At 62.8% G+C, this 16,579-nt stretch carries 20 protein-coding genes and 1 tRNA gene; 3 read left to right on the plus strand and 18 right to left on the minus strand.

Translation table 11 applies throughout. The annotated features are described in order from the left end of the window. Window positions 1–13: 13 nt before the first annotated feature. Window positions 14–892 carry a 4-hydroxy-tetrahydrodipicolinate synthase gene (gene dapA, locus JFY56_RS18625; RefSeq protein WP_208315470.1) on the minus strand — a complete coding sequence of 293 codons (879 nt, stop codon included), beginning with the start codon at window positions 890–892 and terminating at the stop codon, window positions 14–16. Window positions 893–1,074: 182 nt separating this feature from the next. Here dapA and JFY56_RS18630 point away from each other — a divergent pair, with 182 nt between their 5' ends. Together JFY56_RS18630 and JFY56_RS18635 are read left to right on the plus strand one after the other, a co-directional pair. After that, window positions 1,075–1,632, plus strand: coding sequence for a glycine cleavage system protein R (locus JFY56_RS18630; protein ID WP_208315472.1), 558 nt, complete (start codon window positions 1,075–1,077; stop codon window positions 1,630–1,632). Window positions 1,633–1,642: 10 nt separating this feature from the next. Next, window positions 1,643–2,116 carry a peroxiredoxin gene (locus JFY56_RS18635; RefSeq protein ID WP_208315474.1) on the plus strand — a complete coding sequence of 158 codons (474 nt, stop codon included), beginning with the start codon at window positions 1,643–1,645 and terminating at the stop codon, window positions 2,114–2,116. Window positions 2,117–2,166: 50 nt separating this feature from the next. Here the strand turns inward: JFY56_RS18635 and JFY56_RS18640 are convergent, their stop codons facing one another. Together JFY56_RS18640 and JFY56_RS18645 are read right to left on the minus strand one after the other, a co-directional pair. Beyond that, entirely contained in the window at window positions 2,167–3,240 is a 1,074-nt protein-coding gene (locus tag JFY56_RS18640; protein WP_208315476.1) for an AI-2E family transporter, read from the minus strand. Between the two features lie 49 nt (window positions 3,241–3,289). Further along, complete coding sequence (locus tag JFY56_RS18645) at window positions 3,290–3,541, minus strand: sulfurtransferase TusA family protein (RefSeq protein ID WP_208315478.1); 252 nt, start codon at window positions 3,539–3,541, stop codon at window positions 3,290–3,292. A 192-nt stretch (window positions 3,542–3,733) separates the two neighbouring features. Here JFY56_RS18645 and JFY56_RS18650 point away from each other — a divergent pair, with 192 nt between their 5' ends. After that, on the plus strand, window positions 3,734–5,170 hold the full coding sequence (locus JFY56_RS18650; protein ID WP_208315480.1) for a M48 family metalloprotease: 1,437 nt from the start codon (window positions 3,734–3,736) through the stop codon (window positions 5,168–5,170). 52 nt (window positions 5,171–5,222) lie between these two features. Here the strand turns inward: JFY56_RS18650 and nadA are convergent, their stop codons facing one another. From nadA to JFY56_RS18725, 15 genes are all read right to left on the minus strand, one after another. After that, complete coding sequence (nadA, locus tag JFY56_RS18655; RefSeq protein ID WP_208315482.1) at window positions 5,223–6,281, minus strand: quinolinate synthase NadA; 1,059 nt, start codon at window positions 6,279–6,281, stop codon at window positions 5,223–5,225. 192 nt (window positions 6,282–6,473) lie between these two features. Then, a tRNA-Lys gene (locus JFY56_RS18660) sits at window positions 6,474–6,549 on the minus strand. Window positions 6,550–6,607: 58 nt separating this feature from the next. After that, complete coding sequence (queC, locus tag JFY56_RS18665; protein WP_208315491.1) at window positions 6,608–7,282, minus strand: 7-cyano-7-deazaguanine synthase QueC; 675 nt, start codon at window positions 7,280–7,282, stop codon at window positions 6,608–6,610. 17 nt (window positions 7,283–7,299) lie between these two features. Further along, window positions 7,300–7,947 carry a 7-carboxy-7-deazaguanine synthase QueE gene (gene queE, locus JFY56_RS18670; protein ID WP_208315493.1) on the minus strand — a complete coding sequence of 216 codons (648 nt, stop codon included), beginning with the start codon at window positions 7,945–7,947 and terminating at the stop codon, window positions 7,300–7,302. A 118-nt stretch (window positions 7,948–8,065) separates the two neighbouring features. Continuing rightward, window positions 8,066–8,899 (minus strand): tol-pal system protein YbgF, encoded by an 834-nt coding sequence (gene ybgF / locus JFY56_RS18675; protein WP_208315495.1) that lies wholly within the window; start codon window positions 8,897–8,899, stop codon window positions 8,066–8,068. Between the two features lie 6 nt (window positions 8,900–8,905). Beyond that, entirely contained in the window at window positions 8,906–9,412 is a 507-nt protein-coding gene (gene pal / locus JFY56_RS18680; protein ID WP_208315497.1) for a peptidoglycan-associated lipoprotein Pal, read from the minus strand. 52 nt (window positions 9,413–9,464) lie between these two features. Next, window positions 9,465–10,763, minus strand: coding sequence for a Tol-Pal system beta propeller repeat protein TolB (tolB, locus tag JFY56_RS18685; RefSeq protein WP_208315499.1), 1,299 nt, complete (start codon window positions 10,761–10,763; stop codon window positions 9,465–9,467). Then, on the minus strand, window positions 10,760–11,812 hold the full coding sequence (gene tolA, locus JFY56_RS18690) for a cell envelope integrity protein TolA (RefSeq protein WP_208315617.1): 1,053 nt from the start codon (window positions 11,810–11,812) through the stop codon (window positions 10,760–10,762). The genes tolB and tolA overlap by 4 nt, the downstream gene beginning before the upstream one ends. After that, window positions 11,812–12,270: a protein TolR gene (tolR, locus tag JFY56_RS18695; protein ID WP_208315501.1), complete on the minus strand. Its 459-nt coding sequence runs from the start codon at window positions 12,268–12,270 to the stop codon at window positions 11,812–11,814. Before tolR ends, tolA begins: the two co-directional genes overlap by 1 nt. A gap of 13 nt (window positions 12,271–12,283) precedes the next feature. Then, entirely contained in the window at window positions 12,284–12,979 is a 696-nt protein-coding gene (gene tolQ / locus JFY56_RS18700) for a protein TolQ (RefSeq protein ID WP_208315503.1), read from the minus strand. A 1-nt stretch (window position 12,980) separates the two neighbouring features. Further along, on the minus strand, window positions 12,981–13,427 hold the full coding sequence (gene ybgC / locus JFY56_RS18705) for a tol-pal system-associated acyl-CoA thioesterase (protein WP_208315505.1): 447 nt from the start codon (window positions 13,425–13,427) through the stop codon (window positions 12,981–12,983). Window positions 13,428–13,479: 52 nt separating this feature from the next. Next, window positions 13,480–14,538: a Holliday junction branch migration DNA helicase RuvB gene (ruvB, locus tag JFY56_RS18710; protein WP_208315506.1), complete on the minus strand. Its 1,059-nt coding sequence runs from the start codon at window positions 14,536–14,538 to the stop codon at window positions 13,480–13,482. A gap of 4 nt (window positions 14,539–14,542) precedes the next feature. Further along, a complete protein-coding gene (ruvA, locus tag JFY56_RS18715) occupies window positions 14,543–15,148 on the minus strand; it encodes a Holliday junction branch migration protein RuvA (protein ID WP_208315508.1) in 606 nt (201 codons plus the stop codon). A gap of 43 nt (window positions 15,149–15,191) precedes the next feature. After that, complete coding sequence (ruvC, locus tag JFY56_RS18720; protein WP_208315510.1) at window positions 15,192–15,716, minus strand: crossover junction endodeoxyribonuclease RuvC; 525 nt, start codon at window positions 15,714–15,716, stop codon at window positions 15,192–15,194. A gap of 75 nt (window positions 15,717–15,791) precedes the next feature. After that, window positions 15,792–16,538, minus strand: a complete 747-nt coding sequence (locus JFY56_RS18725) for a YebC/PmpR family DNA-binding transcriptional regulator (protein ID WP_208315512.1) — start codon at window positions 16,536–16,538, stop codon at window positions 15,792–15,794. Window positions 16,539–16,579 lie beyond the last annotated feature (41 nt).

Below are 16,579 nucleotides of genomic sequence, written 5' to 3' on the forward strand. Positions count from 1 at the left end.
GGGAGCTCCTTGATCAAGCCAGCACGCCGGTCTGGCGCATAGCCTGACGCAGCGGTTCCTGGCAACGCGGGCTTAGCCAGGTCAGCGGCAGGCGGATGCCTTCGGGAATCAGCCCCATTTCGTGCAGGGCCCACTTCACCGGGATCGGGTTGGATTCGATGAACAGCGCCTTGTGCAGCGGCATCAGGCGGTCATTGATCGCACGGGCTTCGGCGGCGTCACCGCGCATGGCGGCGGCGCACAGGTTGCTCATGGCGCGCGGGGCGACGTTGGCGGTCACCGAGATGTTGCCGCGACCACCCATCAGCATCAGCTCGACGGCAGTGGCGTCATCGCCGGAATAGACCAGGAAGTCCTTGCCGACGCGGTCCAGCACTTCCTTGCCGCGCTGCAGGTCGCCGGTGGCTTCCTTGATGCCGATGATGTTCTGCACCTTGGACAGGCGCTCGACGGTTTCCGGCAGCATGTCGCAGGCGGTACGGCCGGGCACGTTGTAGAGGATCTGCGGGATCGCCACGGTTTCGGCGATATGGCGGAAATGCTGGTACAGGCCTTCCTGGGTCGGCTTGTTGTAGTACGGCGTCACCAGCAGGCAGGCGTCCGCGCCACCGCTCTTGGCGGCTTCGGTCAGCTCCACGGCTTCGCGGGTGGAATTGGCGCCGGTACCGGCGATTACCGGAATGCGACCATTGACCTGGTCAACCACGCGACGGATGACTTCCAGGTGCTCGCTCACGTCGAGAGTGGCCGATTCGCCCGTGGTGCCGACCGCTACGATGGCATTGGTGCCTTCCTGCAGGTGGAAGTCCACCAGCTTCGCGAGGCTGTCCCAATCCAGTCGACCCTGAGCATCGAAGGGGGTGACCAGCGCCACCATACTGCCCGCAATCATGCAACCGCTCCTGCCGGAAAAAGAAAGGAGTAATGGTACTGTTGCCACCTGCCTTGCACAAGCGAAGAGCGGTGCCCGGCGCATCGCTCCGAACGTGCCAGTCATTCCCCTCTTGGGCGCTTTTCGCTACCCTTTCCCTTTTGTCGATGCGGCCCGTCTGGCCGCCCTTCCAGGAATGCTGCATGGCCACCTCCCACCCTCGTGAACAATTCCTCCTGATCAGCGCACTGGGCGCCAACCCGATGGAGCTGACCAGCGTGCTCTGCCGCACCTGCGTCGATAACCGCTGCTCGGTGATCAGCAGCCGCCTGACGCGCCACGGGGAGTTCAGTGCTCTGGTGCTGCAGGTATCCGGCAGCTGGGATGCCCTGGCGCGCCTGGAAGGCGGTCTGCCGGCCCTGGCCAAGCGTCTCGGCTTCACCCTCAGCGTCACCCGCAGCAACGCCCATGTCAGCCGCGCCCAGGCCCTGCCCTACGTGGCCTATGTCAGCGCGGTATACCGCCCGGACATCCTCAACGAGCTGTGCCAGTTCTTCATCGATCACAACATCGAGCTGGAAAACCTCACCTGCGACACCTACCAGGCGCCGCACACCGGCACCAGCATGCTCAACGCGACCATCACCGTGACCCTGCCGGCCGGCACGCAGATCAGTTGGCTGCGCGACCAGTTCCTCGACTTCGCCGACGCACTGAACCTGGATGCGCTGATCGAGCCCTGGCGCCCGCAGCATCCCTAAGGAGAATCCCATGCCGGTATCGATCGACCAGCCCGTCAGTGACTTCCAGGCCCAGGCCACCAGCGGCCAGCAGGTTCAGCTTTCCGCCCTGAAGGGCCAGCAGGTCGTGCTGTACTTCTACCCGAAGGACAGCACCCCGGGCTGCACCACCGAAGGCCAGGGTTTCCGCGACCAGTATCCGGCCTTCCAGAAGGCCAACACTGTAGTCTTCGGCGTCTCCCGCGACGGCCTGAAATCCCACGAGAACTTCAAGTGCAAGCAGGAGTTCCCCTTCGAACTGATCAGCGACAAGGACGAAGCCCTGTGCCAGCTGTTCGACGTGATCAAGCTGAAGAAGCTCTACGGCAAGGAATACATGGGCATCGACCGCAGCACCTTCCTCATCGACAAGGACGGCGTGCTGCGCCAGGAGTGGCGCGGCGTGAAGGTCCCCGGTCATGTCGAGGCGGTGCTCGCCGCGGCGCAGGCGCTGAACCAGCGCTGAAACCGGGCAGGATGAAAAAGGCCGCTGATAGATAGCGGCCTTTTTCATTTTCACATCATGGGGCTGACCTGCGGCTCCGGATGCTGCGGCCAGGCGTCCAGCACCGCCTTGACCAGGGTCGCCAGCGGAATCGCGAAGAACACGCCCCAGAAGCCCCACAGCCCGCCAAACAGCAGCACCGCGCAGATGATCGCCACCGGATGCAGGTTGACTGCTTCGGAGAACAGCAGCGGCACCAGCACGTTGCCATCCAGCGCCTGGATGATCGCGTGGGCCGCCATCAGGTAGATGAACTGGTCGCTCCAGCCCCACTGGAACAGGCCGATCAGCGCCACCGGCACGGTCACCACCACCGCGCCGATATACGGCACCACCACCGACAGCCCGACCAGCAGTGCCAGCAGCGCGGCGTAGTTGAGGCCGAGCACGGCGAAGGCGATATAGGTCGCCACACCGGTGATGAAGATCTCGATGACCTTGCCGCGAATGTAGTTGGCGATCTGCTGGTTCATCTCGGCCCAGACCAGCTTCATCAGCCCCCGCTCCCGCGGCAGGTAGCGGCGGAACCAGTGATAGAAGCGGCTGCGGTCCTTGAGGAAGAAGAACACCAGGATCGGCACCAGCACCAGGTAGATCATGATGTTCACCAGCACCGGCAGGCCGGACAGGGAGAAGGTCAGCGCCCACTGGCCGAGCTCGCCGAGCTCGCTGCGCGCGGCCTCGATCAGCCGCAGCACCTGCTCTTCGGTAATCATCGCGGGATAGCGCTCCGGCAGCATCAGCAGCACCGACTGCCACTCGCCGAGCATTCGCGGCAACTCGTTGAACAGGGTGAACAGCTGCTTCCAGATCAGCGGCACCAGCACCAGCAGGAACACCGCCAGCAGCCCGAGGAACAGCGAATAGACCAGCCACACGGCGAACAGGTGCGGAATCCTGAAGCGCTGCAGCACACCCACCAGGCCCTGGATCAGGAAGGCGATCACGATGGCCGCCAGCACCGGCGCAAGCATGCCGCCGAAGGCCAGCACGACGGAAAAACCAAGCACCAGGATGATCGCCAGCACCACCGCTTCCTCGTCGGAGAAGTAGCGCTGCATCCAGTCCTGCAAAACCTTGAGCATCAGGGCACCTGAGCGATGGATCGACGGGCTCGCCAACGAGCCCCGGTGATTACTTCTTGCGCAACCAGTAGCGATAAACGCCCGCTTCGGCTTCCTCGCGCAGCAGGGTGTGACCCGCCAGCTCGGCGAAAGTGCGGAAATCGCGCTGCGAGCCGGCATCGGTGGCGATGACCTTCAGCACCGCACCGCTGGCCAGCCGATTGAGCTCCAGTTTGGCCTTCAGCAATGGCAACGGACAATTGAGACCGCTGGCATCCAGCTCCACGTCACAGGCAAGCTCGGGCGATTCGGATGGAGTCATCGAAAGTCTCCGGATGAGGGCGCTCAAGAATACAGAAGCCCAGCATAACCTGACCAGCCGGCCAGCTGCGCCCGGACGGACCGGCTGGCCGCCCCGCCGATTGCACCTGGCGTTGCGCCGCGCCCAACCTTCACTCGCGAGGTTCCGGCTCAGGCTGTAAAGTAAGGAACTTTCCCGCAACGAGCCCTGTACATGAAAGTACTGCGCCCAGCCCTGTTGACGCTTGCCTGCCTGCTGGCTTCGCCAGCGATGTCGGACGATCTGCCCTCCCTGGGCGATGCCAGTTCATCCATCGTCTCGCCGGAGCAGGAGTTTCAGCTCGGACGCGCCTGGCTGAGCATGCTGCGCAACCAGGTCGATGCGATCAGCGACCCGCAGATCAAGGACTTCGTCGAATCCAGCGTCTACCGGCTGGCCGAGACCAGCGACCTGCAGGATCACCGCCTGGCCTTCATCCTGATCCGCGACAAGCAGATCAACGCCTTCGCCGCCCCCGGCGGGGTGATCGGCGTGAACGGCGGCCTGTTCATCTACGCCCAGACCGAAGGCGAATATGCCGGCGTGCTCGCCCACGAACTCGGCCACCTGAGCCAGCGCCACTTCGCCCGCGGCATCGAGGCCCAGCAGCGCATGCAGGTGCCGATGATGGCCGCCATGCTCGCCGGCATTGTCGCTGCCGCGGCGGGCGCCGGCGACGCGGGGATGGCGGCGATCGCCTCGACCCAGGCGGCGGCGATCCAGAGCCAGTTGCGCTTCTCCCGACAGAACGAACAGGAAGCCGACCGCGTGGGCGTGACCAACATGGTCCGCGCCGGCTACGACCCGCGCTCGATGCCCACCATGTTCGAGCGCCTGGCGCGACAGTACCGCTACGAAGGCAAGCCGCCGGAATTCCTGCTGACCCACCCGGTGACCGAGTCGCGTATCGCCGATACCCGCAACCGCGCCGAGCAGTATCCGAAGAGCGGCCGGGAAGATTCGCTGCGTTATCAACAGATGCGCGCCCGCCTGCAACTGCTGTTCGAGGAAACCCCGGGCATTGCCGGCAAGCGCTTCCGCGCCATGCTCGACGACAATCCCGGACTCGACGCCGCGCGCTATGGCCTGGCCCTGTCGCAGATTCGCATCGGCCAGCTCAACGAGGCGGACGGCAACCTCAAGCCCCTGCTCGCCAAGGCGCCCAACGATATCGCCTACAACCTCGCGCAGGTCGATCTCGACATCACGCGCAATCGCCTCAAGGAGGCCGATGACCGCGTCATGCGGCTGCTCAAGCAGTATCCGGACAGCTACCCGCTGATCCAGACCCATGCCGATCTGCTGCTGAAAATGAACCGCGCGCAGGATGCCGAGAAGATTCTGACGAACCTCTCGCAGAAACGCTCGCTCGACCCGGACGTCTGGAGCCGACTGGCCGACGCCCGGACCATCAGTGGCAATGCCATCGGCGTCCATCAGGCGCGCGCCGAGTACTACGCCCTGACCGGCGACTACAAGCAGGCCATCGAGCAACTGGACTTCGCCAAGCGGCGCGCCGGCGGCAACTTCCAGCTCGCCGCCCGCCTGGATGCCCGCCAGCAGGAATTCCGCGAACAGGAAAGACTGCTGCAGCAGATGATGCGCGGCTAACCCCAGAAACAAAAAAGCCCGGCGAAAATGCCGGGCTTCTTCATTCAGGCCATCAGGCGTTGCCAGCCAGCTTCAGGCGAGCGGCCTGGGTGAAATCAAGCATGCGCTTCAGCGGCTTGATCGCCTTTGGAATCAGCGCGGGGTCGACGAAGATCTCGTTGCTTCCCTCGCGCAGGCAGGCCAGGGTGCGCTCCAGGGTGTTCATCGCCATCCACGGGCAGTGCGCGCAGCTGCGGCAGGCCGCACCGTTGCCGGCCGTGGGCGCCTCGATGAACTCCTTGTCCGGGCAGAGCTGCTGCATCTTGTAGAAGATGCCGCGGTCGGTGGCGACGATGAACGTCTTGTTCGGCAGCGTCTGCGCGGCCTTGATCAGTTGGCTGGTGGAACCCACCGCATCGGCCAGCTCGACCACCGACTCGGGCGACTCCGGATGCACCAGGATGGCCGCATCCGGATACAGCGCCTTGAGGTCTTCCAGCTGCTTCGCCTTGAACTCCTCATGGACGATGCAGGCGCCGTCCCAGAGCAGCATGTCCGCCCCGGTCTCGCGCTGGATGTAACGCCCCAGGTGCTGGTCCGGCGCCCAGAGGATCGGCTCGCCGTTGTCCATCAGGTGCTCGACGATTTCCACGGCGCAGCTGGAAGTCACCACCCAGTCGGCACGCGCCTTCACCGCCGCCGAGGTGTTCGCGTAGACCACCACGGTACGCTCCGGATGCTTGTCGCAGAACGCCGAGAATTCCTCGATCGGGCAGCCCAGGTCCAGCGAGCAGGTCGCGTCCAGGGTCGGCATCAGCACCCGCTTCTCCGGGTTGAGGATCTTCGCCGTCTCGCCCATGAAGCGGACGCCAGCCACCACCACCGTCTGTGCCGGATGCTGGTTGCCGAAGCGCGCCATCTCCAGGGAGTCGGATACGCACCCACCGGTTTCCTCGGCCAGCGCCTGGATCACCGGATCGCAGTAATAGTGCGCCACCAGCACTGCATTCTGTGCCTTCAGTTCCGCGGCGATCGCTGCGCGATAGTCGGCTTCTTCCTGCGCGGTCAGCGGCTTGGGCTGCTTGGCGGCGAGGTGAGCCTGTACCAGAAGGCGTTCGGATATCTGCGTCATGTCTATTTAACCTGGTGGAGCGACTGCTGATTATGCTCGCAATTTTATCACTGAGAGCCCGCCGAAAGTCGCGCCGATCCTGCCAAAAGAGAATGCCAAGTCGGATACAGCGGAGCCTGCGGCCGGATTGTCCGCTCGGAAAAATGCAAAAAGCCCGCTAACTCTGGGAGTTGCGGGCTTTCTGGGGAATGTTGGTGGGTCGTGTAGGATTCGAACCTACGACCAATTGGTTAAAAGCCAACTGCTCTACCGACTGAGCTAACGACCCAACGCGAGGCGTATATTACTGATTTTTATCGCAAAAACAACACCCTTTGAAAAAAATTTCAGAAATAGCGGGTTGGGTCCGCTACACCTGCAGCGGCAAAGCCGTCGGCACGCAGGCGGCAGCTGTCACATTTGCCACAGGCACGGCCGTCGTCATCCGCCTGGTAGCAGGAAACCGTCAGGCTGTAATCCACGCCACGCGCCAGGCCGGCCTGGACGATCTGCGCCTTGGACAGGTACTGCAGCGGCGCCTGGATACGGAAACCGTCCCCCTCGACACCGGCCTTGGTCGCCAGATTGGCCAGGCGCTCGAAGGCTTCGACGAACTCCGGACGGCAATCCGGATAGCCCGAATAGTCCACGGCGTTCACGCCAATGAAGATGTCGCGAGCACCGAGCACCTCCGCCCAGCCCAGGGCCAGCGACAGGAACACGGTATTGCGCGCCGGGACGTAGGTCACCGGGATGCCTTCGCTCGGCGTCTCCGGAACATCGATGCTGCTGTCGGTCAGCGCGGAGCCGCCGATGCCATTGAGGTTCAGCCCGATCACCTTGTGCTCGATGACGCCCAGTTGCCGGGCGACCTGCTCGGCCGCCCGCAATTCCGCGCGATGACGCTGGCCGTAGTCGAAGCTCATGCTGTAGCAGTCGTAGCCTTCCGCCCTGGCCATGGCGACCACGGTCGCCGAGTCGAGTCCGCCCGAGAGCAGGATTACCGCCTTCTTCCGATCCATAATTCGCTTGCTCCTGTTCAGTGACCCGGCTCGTCGTTCCAGAGAATCTTGTGCAACTGCAACTGCAGGCGCACCGGCAGATTGTCGGAAACGATCCAGTCCGCCAGCGCGCGGGCATCGACCTGCTTGTGGCTTGGCGAGAACAGTACTTCGCCGGCGCGCTGCTCCAATCGGTACTCGATGAGCTTGGACACCGCCCAGTCGTAGTCCTCCCGCGAACAGATGACGAACTTCACCTGATCGTTGGCGGTCAGCTCGCCGAGGTTCTCGTAACGGTTGCGCGTCACTTCGCCGGAGCCTGGAGTTTTCAGATCGACCACGCGACTTACACGCCTGTCGGTAGCTGAAATGTCCAGCGCACCGCTGGTTTCCAGGGAAACTTCGTAACCGGCATCGCAGAGTCGCTGCAGCAGCGGAATGCAGTTCGGCTGCGCCAGCGGCTCGCCGCCGGTAACGCAGACATGCCGCGGCTTGTAGGCAGCCACGCGCTCGACGATCGCATCGAGGGAAAGAATATCGCCGCCGCTGAAGGCGTAGGCGGTATCGCAGTACTGGCAGCGCAGGGGACAGCCGGTCAGGCGCACGAACACCGTCGGCAAGCCGGCAGTGCGCGTTTCCCCCTGCAGCGAGTAGAAAATCTCGGTAATTCGCAGGGTTTGTTGCATATGAGCCACGGGCGTGACGGCGAAACAGGCCATCCGCCTCCGTTGCGGGAAATCGGGGCACGGATTCTAACGAAAAAACCCGCGACAAGCGCGGGTTTTCGGATAGCGGCGTCTCAAGTCACTTGAGATTCTTCAGGTCGCGCTGGGCGAGCTGGGCAGCCGAGGTGCCCGGATACTGGGCCGCAACCTGCTGGAAAATGCCGCGCGCCCGGTCGGTATTACCGAGACGGCGCTCGACGTCGCCCAGCTTATACAGCGAATCCGCAACCTTGGGACTGTTCGGATAGACCTGGCTGACTTTGGCGAACGCCTGCCCGGCACCCTGCAGGTCGCCCTTGGCCAGATTCACTTCACCCAGCCAGTACTGCGCATTGCCGGCATACTGGCTGTTCGGATACTTGCGCAGGAAGGCATTGAACGCCTGGCTGGCCTTGTCGAAGTCCTTGGCCCTGATCAGGTCGAAGGCAGCGTCGTAATACAGCTTTTCCTTCGCCGGATCGGCAGGTTCGTTGCTGGCAGCCGGAGGCTGTGCCGCGCCTGCGCCAGCTGTAGCCCCGGCGGCGGTATTCGGCGCGCCAGCGGCAGGAGCATTCTGTACAGGGGCACCCGCACCACCAGCCGCGCCGCCACCGGAGAGGCGACGATCGAGATCCTGGTAGCGATCGAGGTTTTCCTGCTTCATCTGCTGGATCTGGTTCTGCTGCTCTTCCAGCATGCCGCGCAGGCGGGAAATCTCGTCCTGCATCTGCTGCAACTGCATGAACAGCTGTGCCTGTCCGGAGGCAGGGGTTGCTACCCCGCCTCCGGCATAGGCGCCTTCAGCACCTGCGGTGCCGTACCCCGACGGTGGATAGCTGCCACCGTAACCGGCATTGACATCTTCAACCGGAGCCGCAGCCGCTGCCATCATCGGCAGCGCGCTGACCATCAAGGCAAGGATTCGCAGGCGCATAAGGTCTTACTTCTTCAGTTCTACGCGACGGTTCTGAGCCCAGGACTGCTCGTCGTGGCCGGTGGCAACCGGACGCTCTTTACCGTAGGAGACCAGTTCCAGTTGAGCCGGGGAAACGCCCTGCAGAACCAGATAGCGCTGAACGGACTTGGAACGACGCTCGCCCAGAGCCATGTTGTACTCGCGAGTACCGCGCTCGTCGGTGTGGCCTTCCAGTACTACGCGCTGACCGCTGGAACGCAGGTCCTTGGCGTGTACGTCGAGAGCGCGCATGGCTTCCGGCTTCAGGTCGGAGCTGTCGTATTCGAAGTAGAAGGTGGTGATTGCACGCAGAGCGGCTTCGTCGCTCAGGCTGCCGTCAACGGCACCGCTGTTGGCACCGTAGCCAGCGTTCGGATCAACGCCGCCGTTTGCGCCTTCACCGGAAGCGTCGCCGCCCTTGGAAGAACAGCCAACAGCTACAGCCATGGCCAGAGCCAGCGCAGCAAATTTGCCGAATTTCAGCATTTCCATCATGTAACTCCTAATGAACCCCAGTGTATAAGTTTGAAACAGTTGGCAACCGTCAGTTCAGGAAAGGCGACCAGGAAGGCTCGCGTACGTCGCCCTGAGCGGTAGGAATAGGTATCCGAACGCGTCCGTTGATCGAGACGAGCATCAACGCGCCCCGGCCCTGCTGGCGGGTGGCGTAGATTAGCATGGTGCCATTAGGCGCAACAGTGGGAGAGTCGTCCAGCGTAGTGTTGGAAAGCACTCTCAGACTGCCCCGCTGCAGGTCCTGGGCAGCGATCTGGAAGTTGGTGTAACCATCCTGGCGGTGAACCATTACCAGGGTCTTTTCATCCGAGGAAAGTTTCGGATTGGCGTTGTAGTTGCCAATGAAAGTTACCCGCTCGGTCGAACCGCTGTTGATATTCATCCGGTAAACCTGCGGTTTTCCGCCACGGTCCGAAGTGAAGTACAGGGTCGAACCATCCTTGCCCCAGAACGGCTCGGTATCGATGGCCCCGTTGTTGGTCAGGCGGCGCAGTTGGCGCGAACCCAGATCCATCAGGTAGATCTCCGGGTTGCCATCGCGGGACAGCACGAAGGCCAGGCGATTGCCGTCCGGCGAGAACGCCGGGGCGCCGTTGAGGCCTTCGAAGTTGCTGATCTGCTCGCGGCGACCGGTGTCGATGTACTGCATGAAGATGCGCGGACGCTTCTGCTCGAACGAGACATAGGCGATACGGCGGCCGTCCGGCGAGAAGCGCGGCGAAAGGATCGGCTCGCGCGACTGCAGCAGGGTCACCGAACGCGCGCCGTCATAGTCGGAGCGCTGCAGGGTGTAGCGGGTGTTGTCGACCGAGAAGCGCTCGGCGGTGACATAGAGCATCTTGGTGGAGAAGGCACCCTTGACGCCGGTGAGCTTCTCGAACGCCTGGTCGGCGATGAAGTGCGACATGTCACGCAGCTGATCGGTGCTGCCACCGACGCTGCCGGTGAGCACCTGCTGCTGGGTCGCCACGTTGAACAGGCCGTACTGGATCTGCAGGCGGCCGCCGGCCGGCACGATGTTGCCGATCAGCACGTACTGCGCACCGATGGCGCTCCAGTCGCGATAGATCACTTCGCTGGCCTGGGCCGGCTGGCTGATCATGTTCTGCCGCGGAATGGGCTCGAAGTAGCCCGAATTGCGCAGGTCGTTGCCGATGATGTTGGACATGTCCTCGGGCAGCACGTTGCCACCCTGCCAGCCGAACGGCACTACGGCGATCGGCACGGCACGATCGGTACCGCTGGACACCACCAGCGGGTCGGCCGCCTGCGCCAGGCCGACGAATGCGACCAATGCGAAGAGCGCATTGCGAATCAGGTTAATCACAGACTCAGGTCCTCCGGTTTGAAAATCATTCGGCGCTGCCGGTAAAGGCTGTCGAAAGTCGCCCGATCCAACTGCTGCATCTCGGGAATCCGCCCGACGTTGCGCACTGCCGCGACCGCAGAACTGTCGAACGGCGAATCACCGCTCGAACGGGTCACGCTGACATTGGTGATGGTGCCGTCCGGCAGCATCTGGATCAGCACTTCTACACTCATTCCGTTACGCGCCGACGGCGGGCGGGTCCATTGCTGGCTCACCAGGCTGACGATCAGATCGTCGAAGCTGCCGGCCACCTGGCTACCCTGCTCGTCCGCCAGGGCCTGCTGGCGTTGCGTATCGTCCGAAAGCAGCTCGGCCAGGGCCTGCGCCTTCTTGTCTTCCTGGGCCTTGCGCGCTGCCGCTGCGGCCGCTTTCTTCTTCGCAGCCTCGGCAGCCGCCTTCTTCTTGGCCTCTTCCGCCGCTGCCTTTTTCTTCGCCGCCTCCGCAGCAGCCACTTTCTTGGCTTCTTCGGCAGCCTTTTTCTTCTCCGCCTCGGCAGCAGCCTTCTTCTTGGCCTCTTCCTCGGAGCGCTTCTTGGCTATGTCAGCCTGCTTCTTCGCTTCAGCCGCCTTGGCGTCCGCTGCTTTCTTTGCTTCGTCGGCCTTCTTCGCATCCGCCGCTTTCCTGGCTTCGGCAGCCTTCGCCGCTTCGGCAGTTTTTTCAGCCTCTGCCGCCTTTCGAGCGTCGTCGGCTTTCTTTTGTTCCGCCGCCTTGGCCGCCGCTATCTTCTGTTGCTCGACCTTCTTTTGCTCCAGCTGTTCGACTTCGTACTGCTTGGCAGAGGTCTTCTTCGACTCTCCGGCGATTTTCTGGTTGGTCTGCTGGGTCGCCTGGCTCTTGGACTTCAGCTGGTAGAGCGTGGCCTGGACGATCGGCCGCGAAGGCGGCAGTTCAGGCGCCGTCGCCCAACTGACGAAGAGCATGGCGAAAACCAGCACGTGCAGGGCAACCGCCAGCACGACCGGCCAGAAGTAACTTTCCGAAGGAGAGCGTTCGTGTTGGATCAAGATCAGGGAGCCTCGGTAATCAACCCGACGTTTCCAACGCCGGCTTTCTGCAGGCCACCCATGACGGCCATGACGGAGCCGTAGTCGACAGACTTGTCGCCACGGACGAAGACCTGGACCTGCTTACCCTGGCGGCTGTTCTCGGCCATGATGCCGCTGGCAGCATTGACCAGCTGATCGAGGTCGACCGCCGTCTCGCTGGACTTGCCCTGATCCGGGTCGACTTCGGCGCCCATGTTCCAGTAATAGGACTTGTCGGCCTTGATCGAGATGGTCAGAACCCGCGAATTGTTGTCTTGCGGCAACGCCTCGCTGGAAACCTTGGGCAGGTCGACCTTGACCCCCTGGTTGAGCATCGGCGCGGTCACCATGAAAATCACCAGCAGTACCAGCATCACGTCGATGTAAGGCACCACGTTCATTTCCGCGACCGGCTTGCGCTTGTGACGAACCCTTGCCATATCGGCTTACCTCTCAGTCGTCGCTGGCGTGCACTTTGCGGTGCAGGATGGCCTGGAATTCGTCGGCGAAGGTGTAGTAGCGGCCGATCAGGGTTTCCGAGCGTGCGGCGAAACGGTTGTAGGCGATGACCGCCGGAATCGCGGCGAACAGGCCGATCGCGGTGGCGATCAGGGCTTCGGCGATACCCGGGGCGACAGTCGCCAGGGTCGCCTGCTGCACGGTAGCCAGGCCACGGAAGGAGTTCATGATGCCCCATACGGTGCCGAACAGGCCGATGTACGGGCTGGTGGAGCCGACGGTGGCGAGGAACGGCAGGCTGGTTTCCAGCTTCTCTTCCTCACGCGAGATGGCCACGCGCATGGCGCGCGAGACGCCTTCCATCACCGCATCCGGATCAACGCCGGACTGCTGGCGCAGACGCGAGAATTCCTTGAAGCCGGCACGGAAGATCTGCTCGACACCGGAATCCGGGTCGGGGTTGCTGCCTGCCTGGCGATACAGCTTAGACAGGTCGATGCCCGACCAGAAGCGTTCTTCGAAGTTTTCCAGGGCCTTCTTGGCCGAGCGCATCATGTTGCTGCGCTGGAAGATCATGATCCATGAGGTGACCGAGGCGGCCACCAGGGTCAGCATGACCAGTTGCACCACCAGACTGGCGTTACTGATCAGGCTCCACATGGAGGTATGGTCGACGACGTTCGGTTCCACGTTATTCTCCTGCTGAAAGGATGTCCGGACTGCCGGCAAATGCCGCACGCAACACTTCGGGGATGGCACGAGGCTTCAGGTTGTCGGCCCGTACACACGCCACCAGGAATCGCCCCTCACAGAGCAAGGTCGAATCTGTCGCCCTACGAACCTGTTGACGAAAACGCAGGCTCGCACGGTTCAATTCCTCCACCTCGGCACTGACCAGAAGCTCGTCGTCGAGTCGGGCAGGCGCATGGTACCGCGCCTCGGCCGAATGAACGACGAAAAGCAGGTTCTCATCCGCCAGCTGCGACTGGGCAAAGCCCAGATCACGCAGCCGCTCGGTGCGAGCCCGCTCCATGAACTTGAGGTAGTTGACGTAGTAGACGATACCGCCTGCATCGGTGTCCTCGTAATAGACCCGGAAACGATGCTGGAACGGCTGCTCCCCGTGTTGCGCGCGCATACTCTAGAACCAAGTCAGGGCTTTGCCAATTGCCAATCGCCCACAAATGCAATTAATTACCATCTTCAGGGGAGAACAGATCAGATGCCATGTTCTCTCCCATCCGCCCAGGCAGCTTCAGACCGAAGTGCAGATAGGCGTGCCGGGTTACCACGCGCCCTCGCGGCGTGCGCATGATATAGCCTTGCTGGATCAAATAGGGCTCCAGCACGTCCTCAATTGTGTGTCTTTCTTCACCAATGGCCGCGGCCAGGTTGTCGATGCCCACCGGCCCGCCGTCGAACTTGTCGATCATGGTCAGCAGCAGGCGGCGATCCTGGTGATCGAAGCCGCGCTCGTCGACGTCGAGCAGGTTCAGCGCCTTGTCGGCGATATCGTTGCTGATCCGTCCATTGCCACGCACTTCGGCGAAATCGCGCACCCGTCGCAGCAGGCGGTTGGCGATACGTGGCGTACCCCGGGCTCGGCGGGCGATCTCATAAGCGCCTGCCGGTTCGATGATCAACCCGAGGATTGCGGCCGAGCGGCTGACAATGGTGGTCAGGTCGTCGACGCTATAGAACTCCAGACGCTGGACGATACCGAAGCGGTCACGCAGCGGATTGGTCAGCATGCCGGCGCGGGTCGTCGCACCGACCAGGGTGAACGGCGGCAGATCGAGCTTGATCGAGCGCGCTGCCGGCCCTTCGCCGATCATGATGTCCAGCTGGAAATCTTCCATGGCCGGATACAGCACTTCCTCGACGACCGGGGACAGCCGGTGAATCTCGTCGACGAACAGCACGTCGCCCGGTTCGAGATTGGTCAGCAGCGCCGCCAGGTCGCCCGGACGCTCCAGCACAGGACCGGAAGTACTCTTGATCGCCACGCCCATTTCCTGGGCGATGATGTTGGCCAGCGTGGTCTTGCCCAGGCCCGGCGGTCCGAAGATCAGCGTGTGGTCGAGGGCTTCCCGGCGCCCCTTGGCGGCCTGGATGAACAGCTCCATCTGCTCGCGCACGCTCGGCTGGCCGATATAGTCGGACAGGCTCAGCGGACGAATGGCACGATCCAGCTGCTCCTCGCGTTCACGGCTGGAGACGGCGGAAATCAGGCGATCGGATTCGATCATCGGTCTAGACCATGCCTTTCAATGAGCGTCGGATGAGTTCTTCGCTGGACAAACCTTCCTCCTGCACGGCGGCCACGGCGCGGCTCGCCTCCTGCGGCTTGAAGCCAAGCGCGATCAACGCGCTGACGGCATCCGCCTCGGCGCTTGAGACTACCGCCGCCGACTTCGGTTCCACCACCAGCGGTGCGATCGACGGGATGCTCTCCCAGGCCTTGAAGCGATCCTTGAGTTCCACCAGCAGGCGCTCGGCGGTTTTCTTGCCGACCCCCGGAATCTTCACCAGCGTGGAAGTGTCCTGCGCCTGCACGCAGCGCACCAGCTCATCGACTTCCAGCCCGGACATCAGCGCCAGCGCCAGCTTCGGCCCCACGCCATTGAGCCGGATCAACTCGCGGAACAGCTCGCGTTCACGCTTCTCGGCGAAACCGTAGAGCAGGTGCGCGTCCTCACGAACGACCAGATGCGTGTGCAGGGTCACCAGCTCTCCCAGCGACGGCAAGCGGTAGAGAGTGGTCATCGGGACCTCCAGCTCATAACCGATGCCGTTCACATCGAGAATCAGGTGTGGCGGTTGCTTTTCCGCCAGGGTGCCACGCAGACGTCCAATCACAGGTAACTGTCCTTAATAAATGTGCCCGACCGGTCCGAACCGGTCACAGGCGTAAACGACCGCCGCGCCGCCGCGCGCCCACCAGGCCATGCGGCACCAGGCTCTGCCGGGTGTGCGCGTGGCACAGGGCAATGGCCAGGGCATCCGAGGCATCGATCTGCGGCTTCTGGGTCAGCTTGAGCAGATGCATCACCATCATCTGTACCTGCTGCTTGTCCGCCGCGCCGGTTCCCACTATCGCCTGCTTGACCTGGGTCGCGGTGTACTCCGCGATCGCCAGCCCCTCTTCCGCTGCCGCGACGATGGCCGCACCGCGGGCCTGACCGAGCTTGAGCGCGGAGTCGGCGTTACGCGCCATGAACACCTGCTCGATGCCCATCATGGTCGGCCCGTAGGTGCGGATCACTTCGCGCACACCACGGAAGACGATCTGCAGACGCTCGTGCAATTCACCATTCCCGGTGCGGATGCAGCCGGAAGCGACATACTCGCAGCCGCGGCCGGTATCGCGCACCACGCCGAAGCCGGTGATTCGCGAGCCGGGGTCGATACCGAGAATCAGAGTCATACGCCAGATACCAAAAGCCGGAAGCGGGAGCCCAGGCCCCAGCTTCCGGCTTGATTGCCCAGGATTGCGACCGGATCAGCCCAGCTGAGCCATTACCTCGTCCGGGATGTCCGCATTGGAATAGACATTCTGCACGTCATCCAGATCTTCGAGCATGTCGATCAGCTTAAGGACCTTCTGCGCGGTTTCCAGATCCAGGGTCGAAGTGGTCGACGGGATCATCGCGATTTCCGCCTCTTCGGCCTTGAAGCCAGCGGCGATCAGCGCCTCGTTGACCGAGATGAAGTCGGCGAAGCTGGTGAACACGTCGATGGAACCGTCATCGTTGGTGACCACGTCATCGGCGCCGGCCTCGAGAGCGGCTTCCATCAACGCGTCCTCATTGACGCCCGGAGCGTAGCTGATCTGCCCCTTGCGCTCGAACATGTAGGCGACCGAACCATCGGTACCGAGGTTGCCGCCACACTTGCTGAAGGCATGACGCACTTCGGCCGCGGTGCGGTTACGGTTGTCGGTCATCGCCTCGACGATGATCGCCACACCGCTCGGAGCGTAACCTTCGTAGGTCAGCTCCTCCATGTTGTCCGCGTCGTTGGAGCCCGCGCCGCGCGCGATGGCGCGATCGATGGTGTCGCGGGTCATGTTGGCGGTGAGCGCCTTGTCGACCGCCAGGCGCAGGCGCGGGTTGTCAGCCGGTACGCCGCCACCCTGCTTGGCCGCTACGGTCAGTTCGCGGATCAGCTTGGTGAAGATCTTGCCCTTCTTGGCGTCCTGACGCTCTTTGCGGTGTTTGATGTTGGCCCATTTGGAATGACCAGCCATAACTCACTCCGATCTCTTTACCTGAAGAGGGGGCGCCCATC

Origin of the sequence: Pseudomonas schmalbachii (assembly GCF_017589465.1) — a bacterium.
Classification (GTDB): Bacteria; Pseudomonadota; Gammaproteobacteria; order Pseudomonadales; family Pseudomonadaceae; genus Pseudomonas; species Pseudomonas schmalbachii.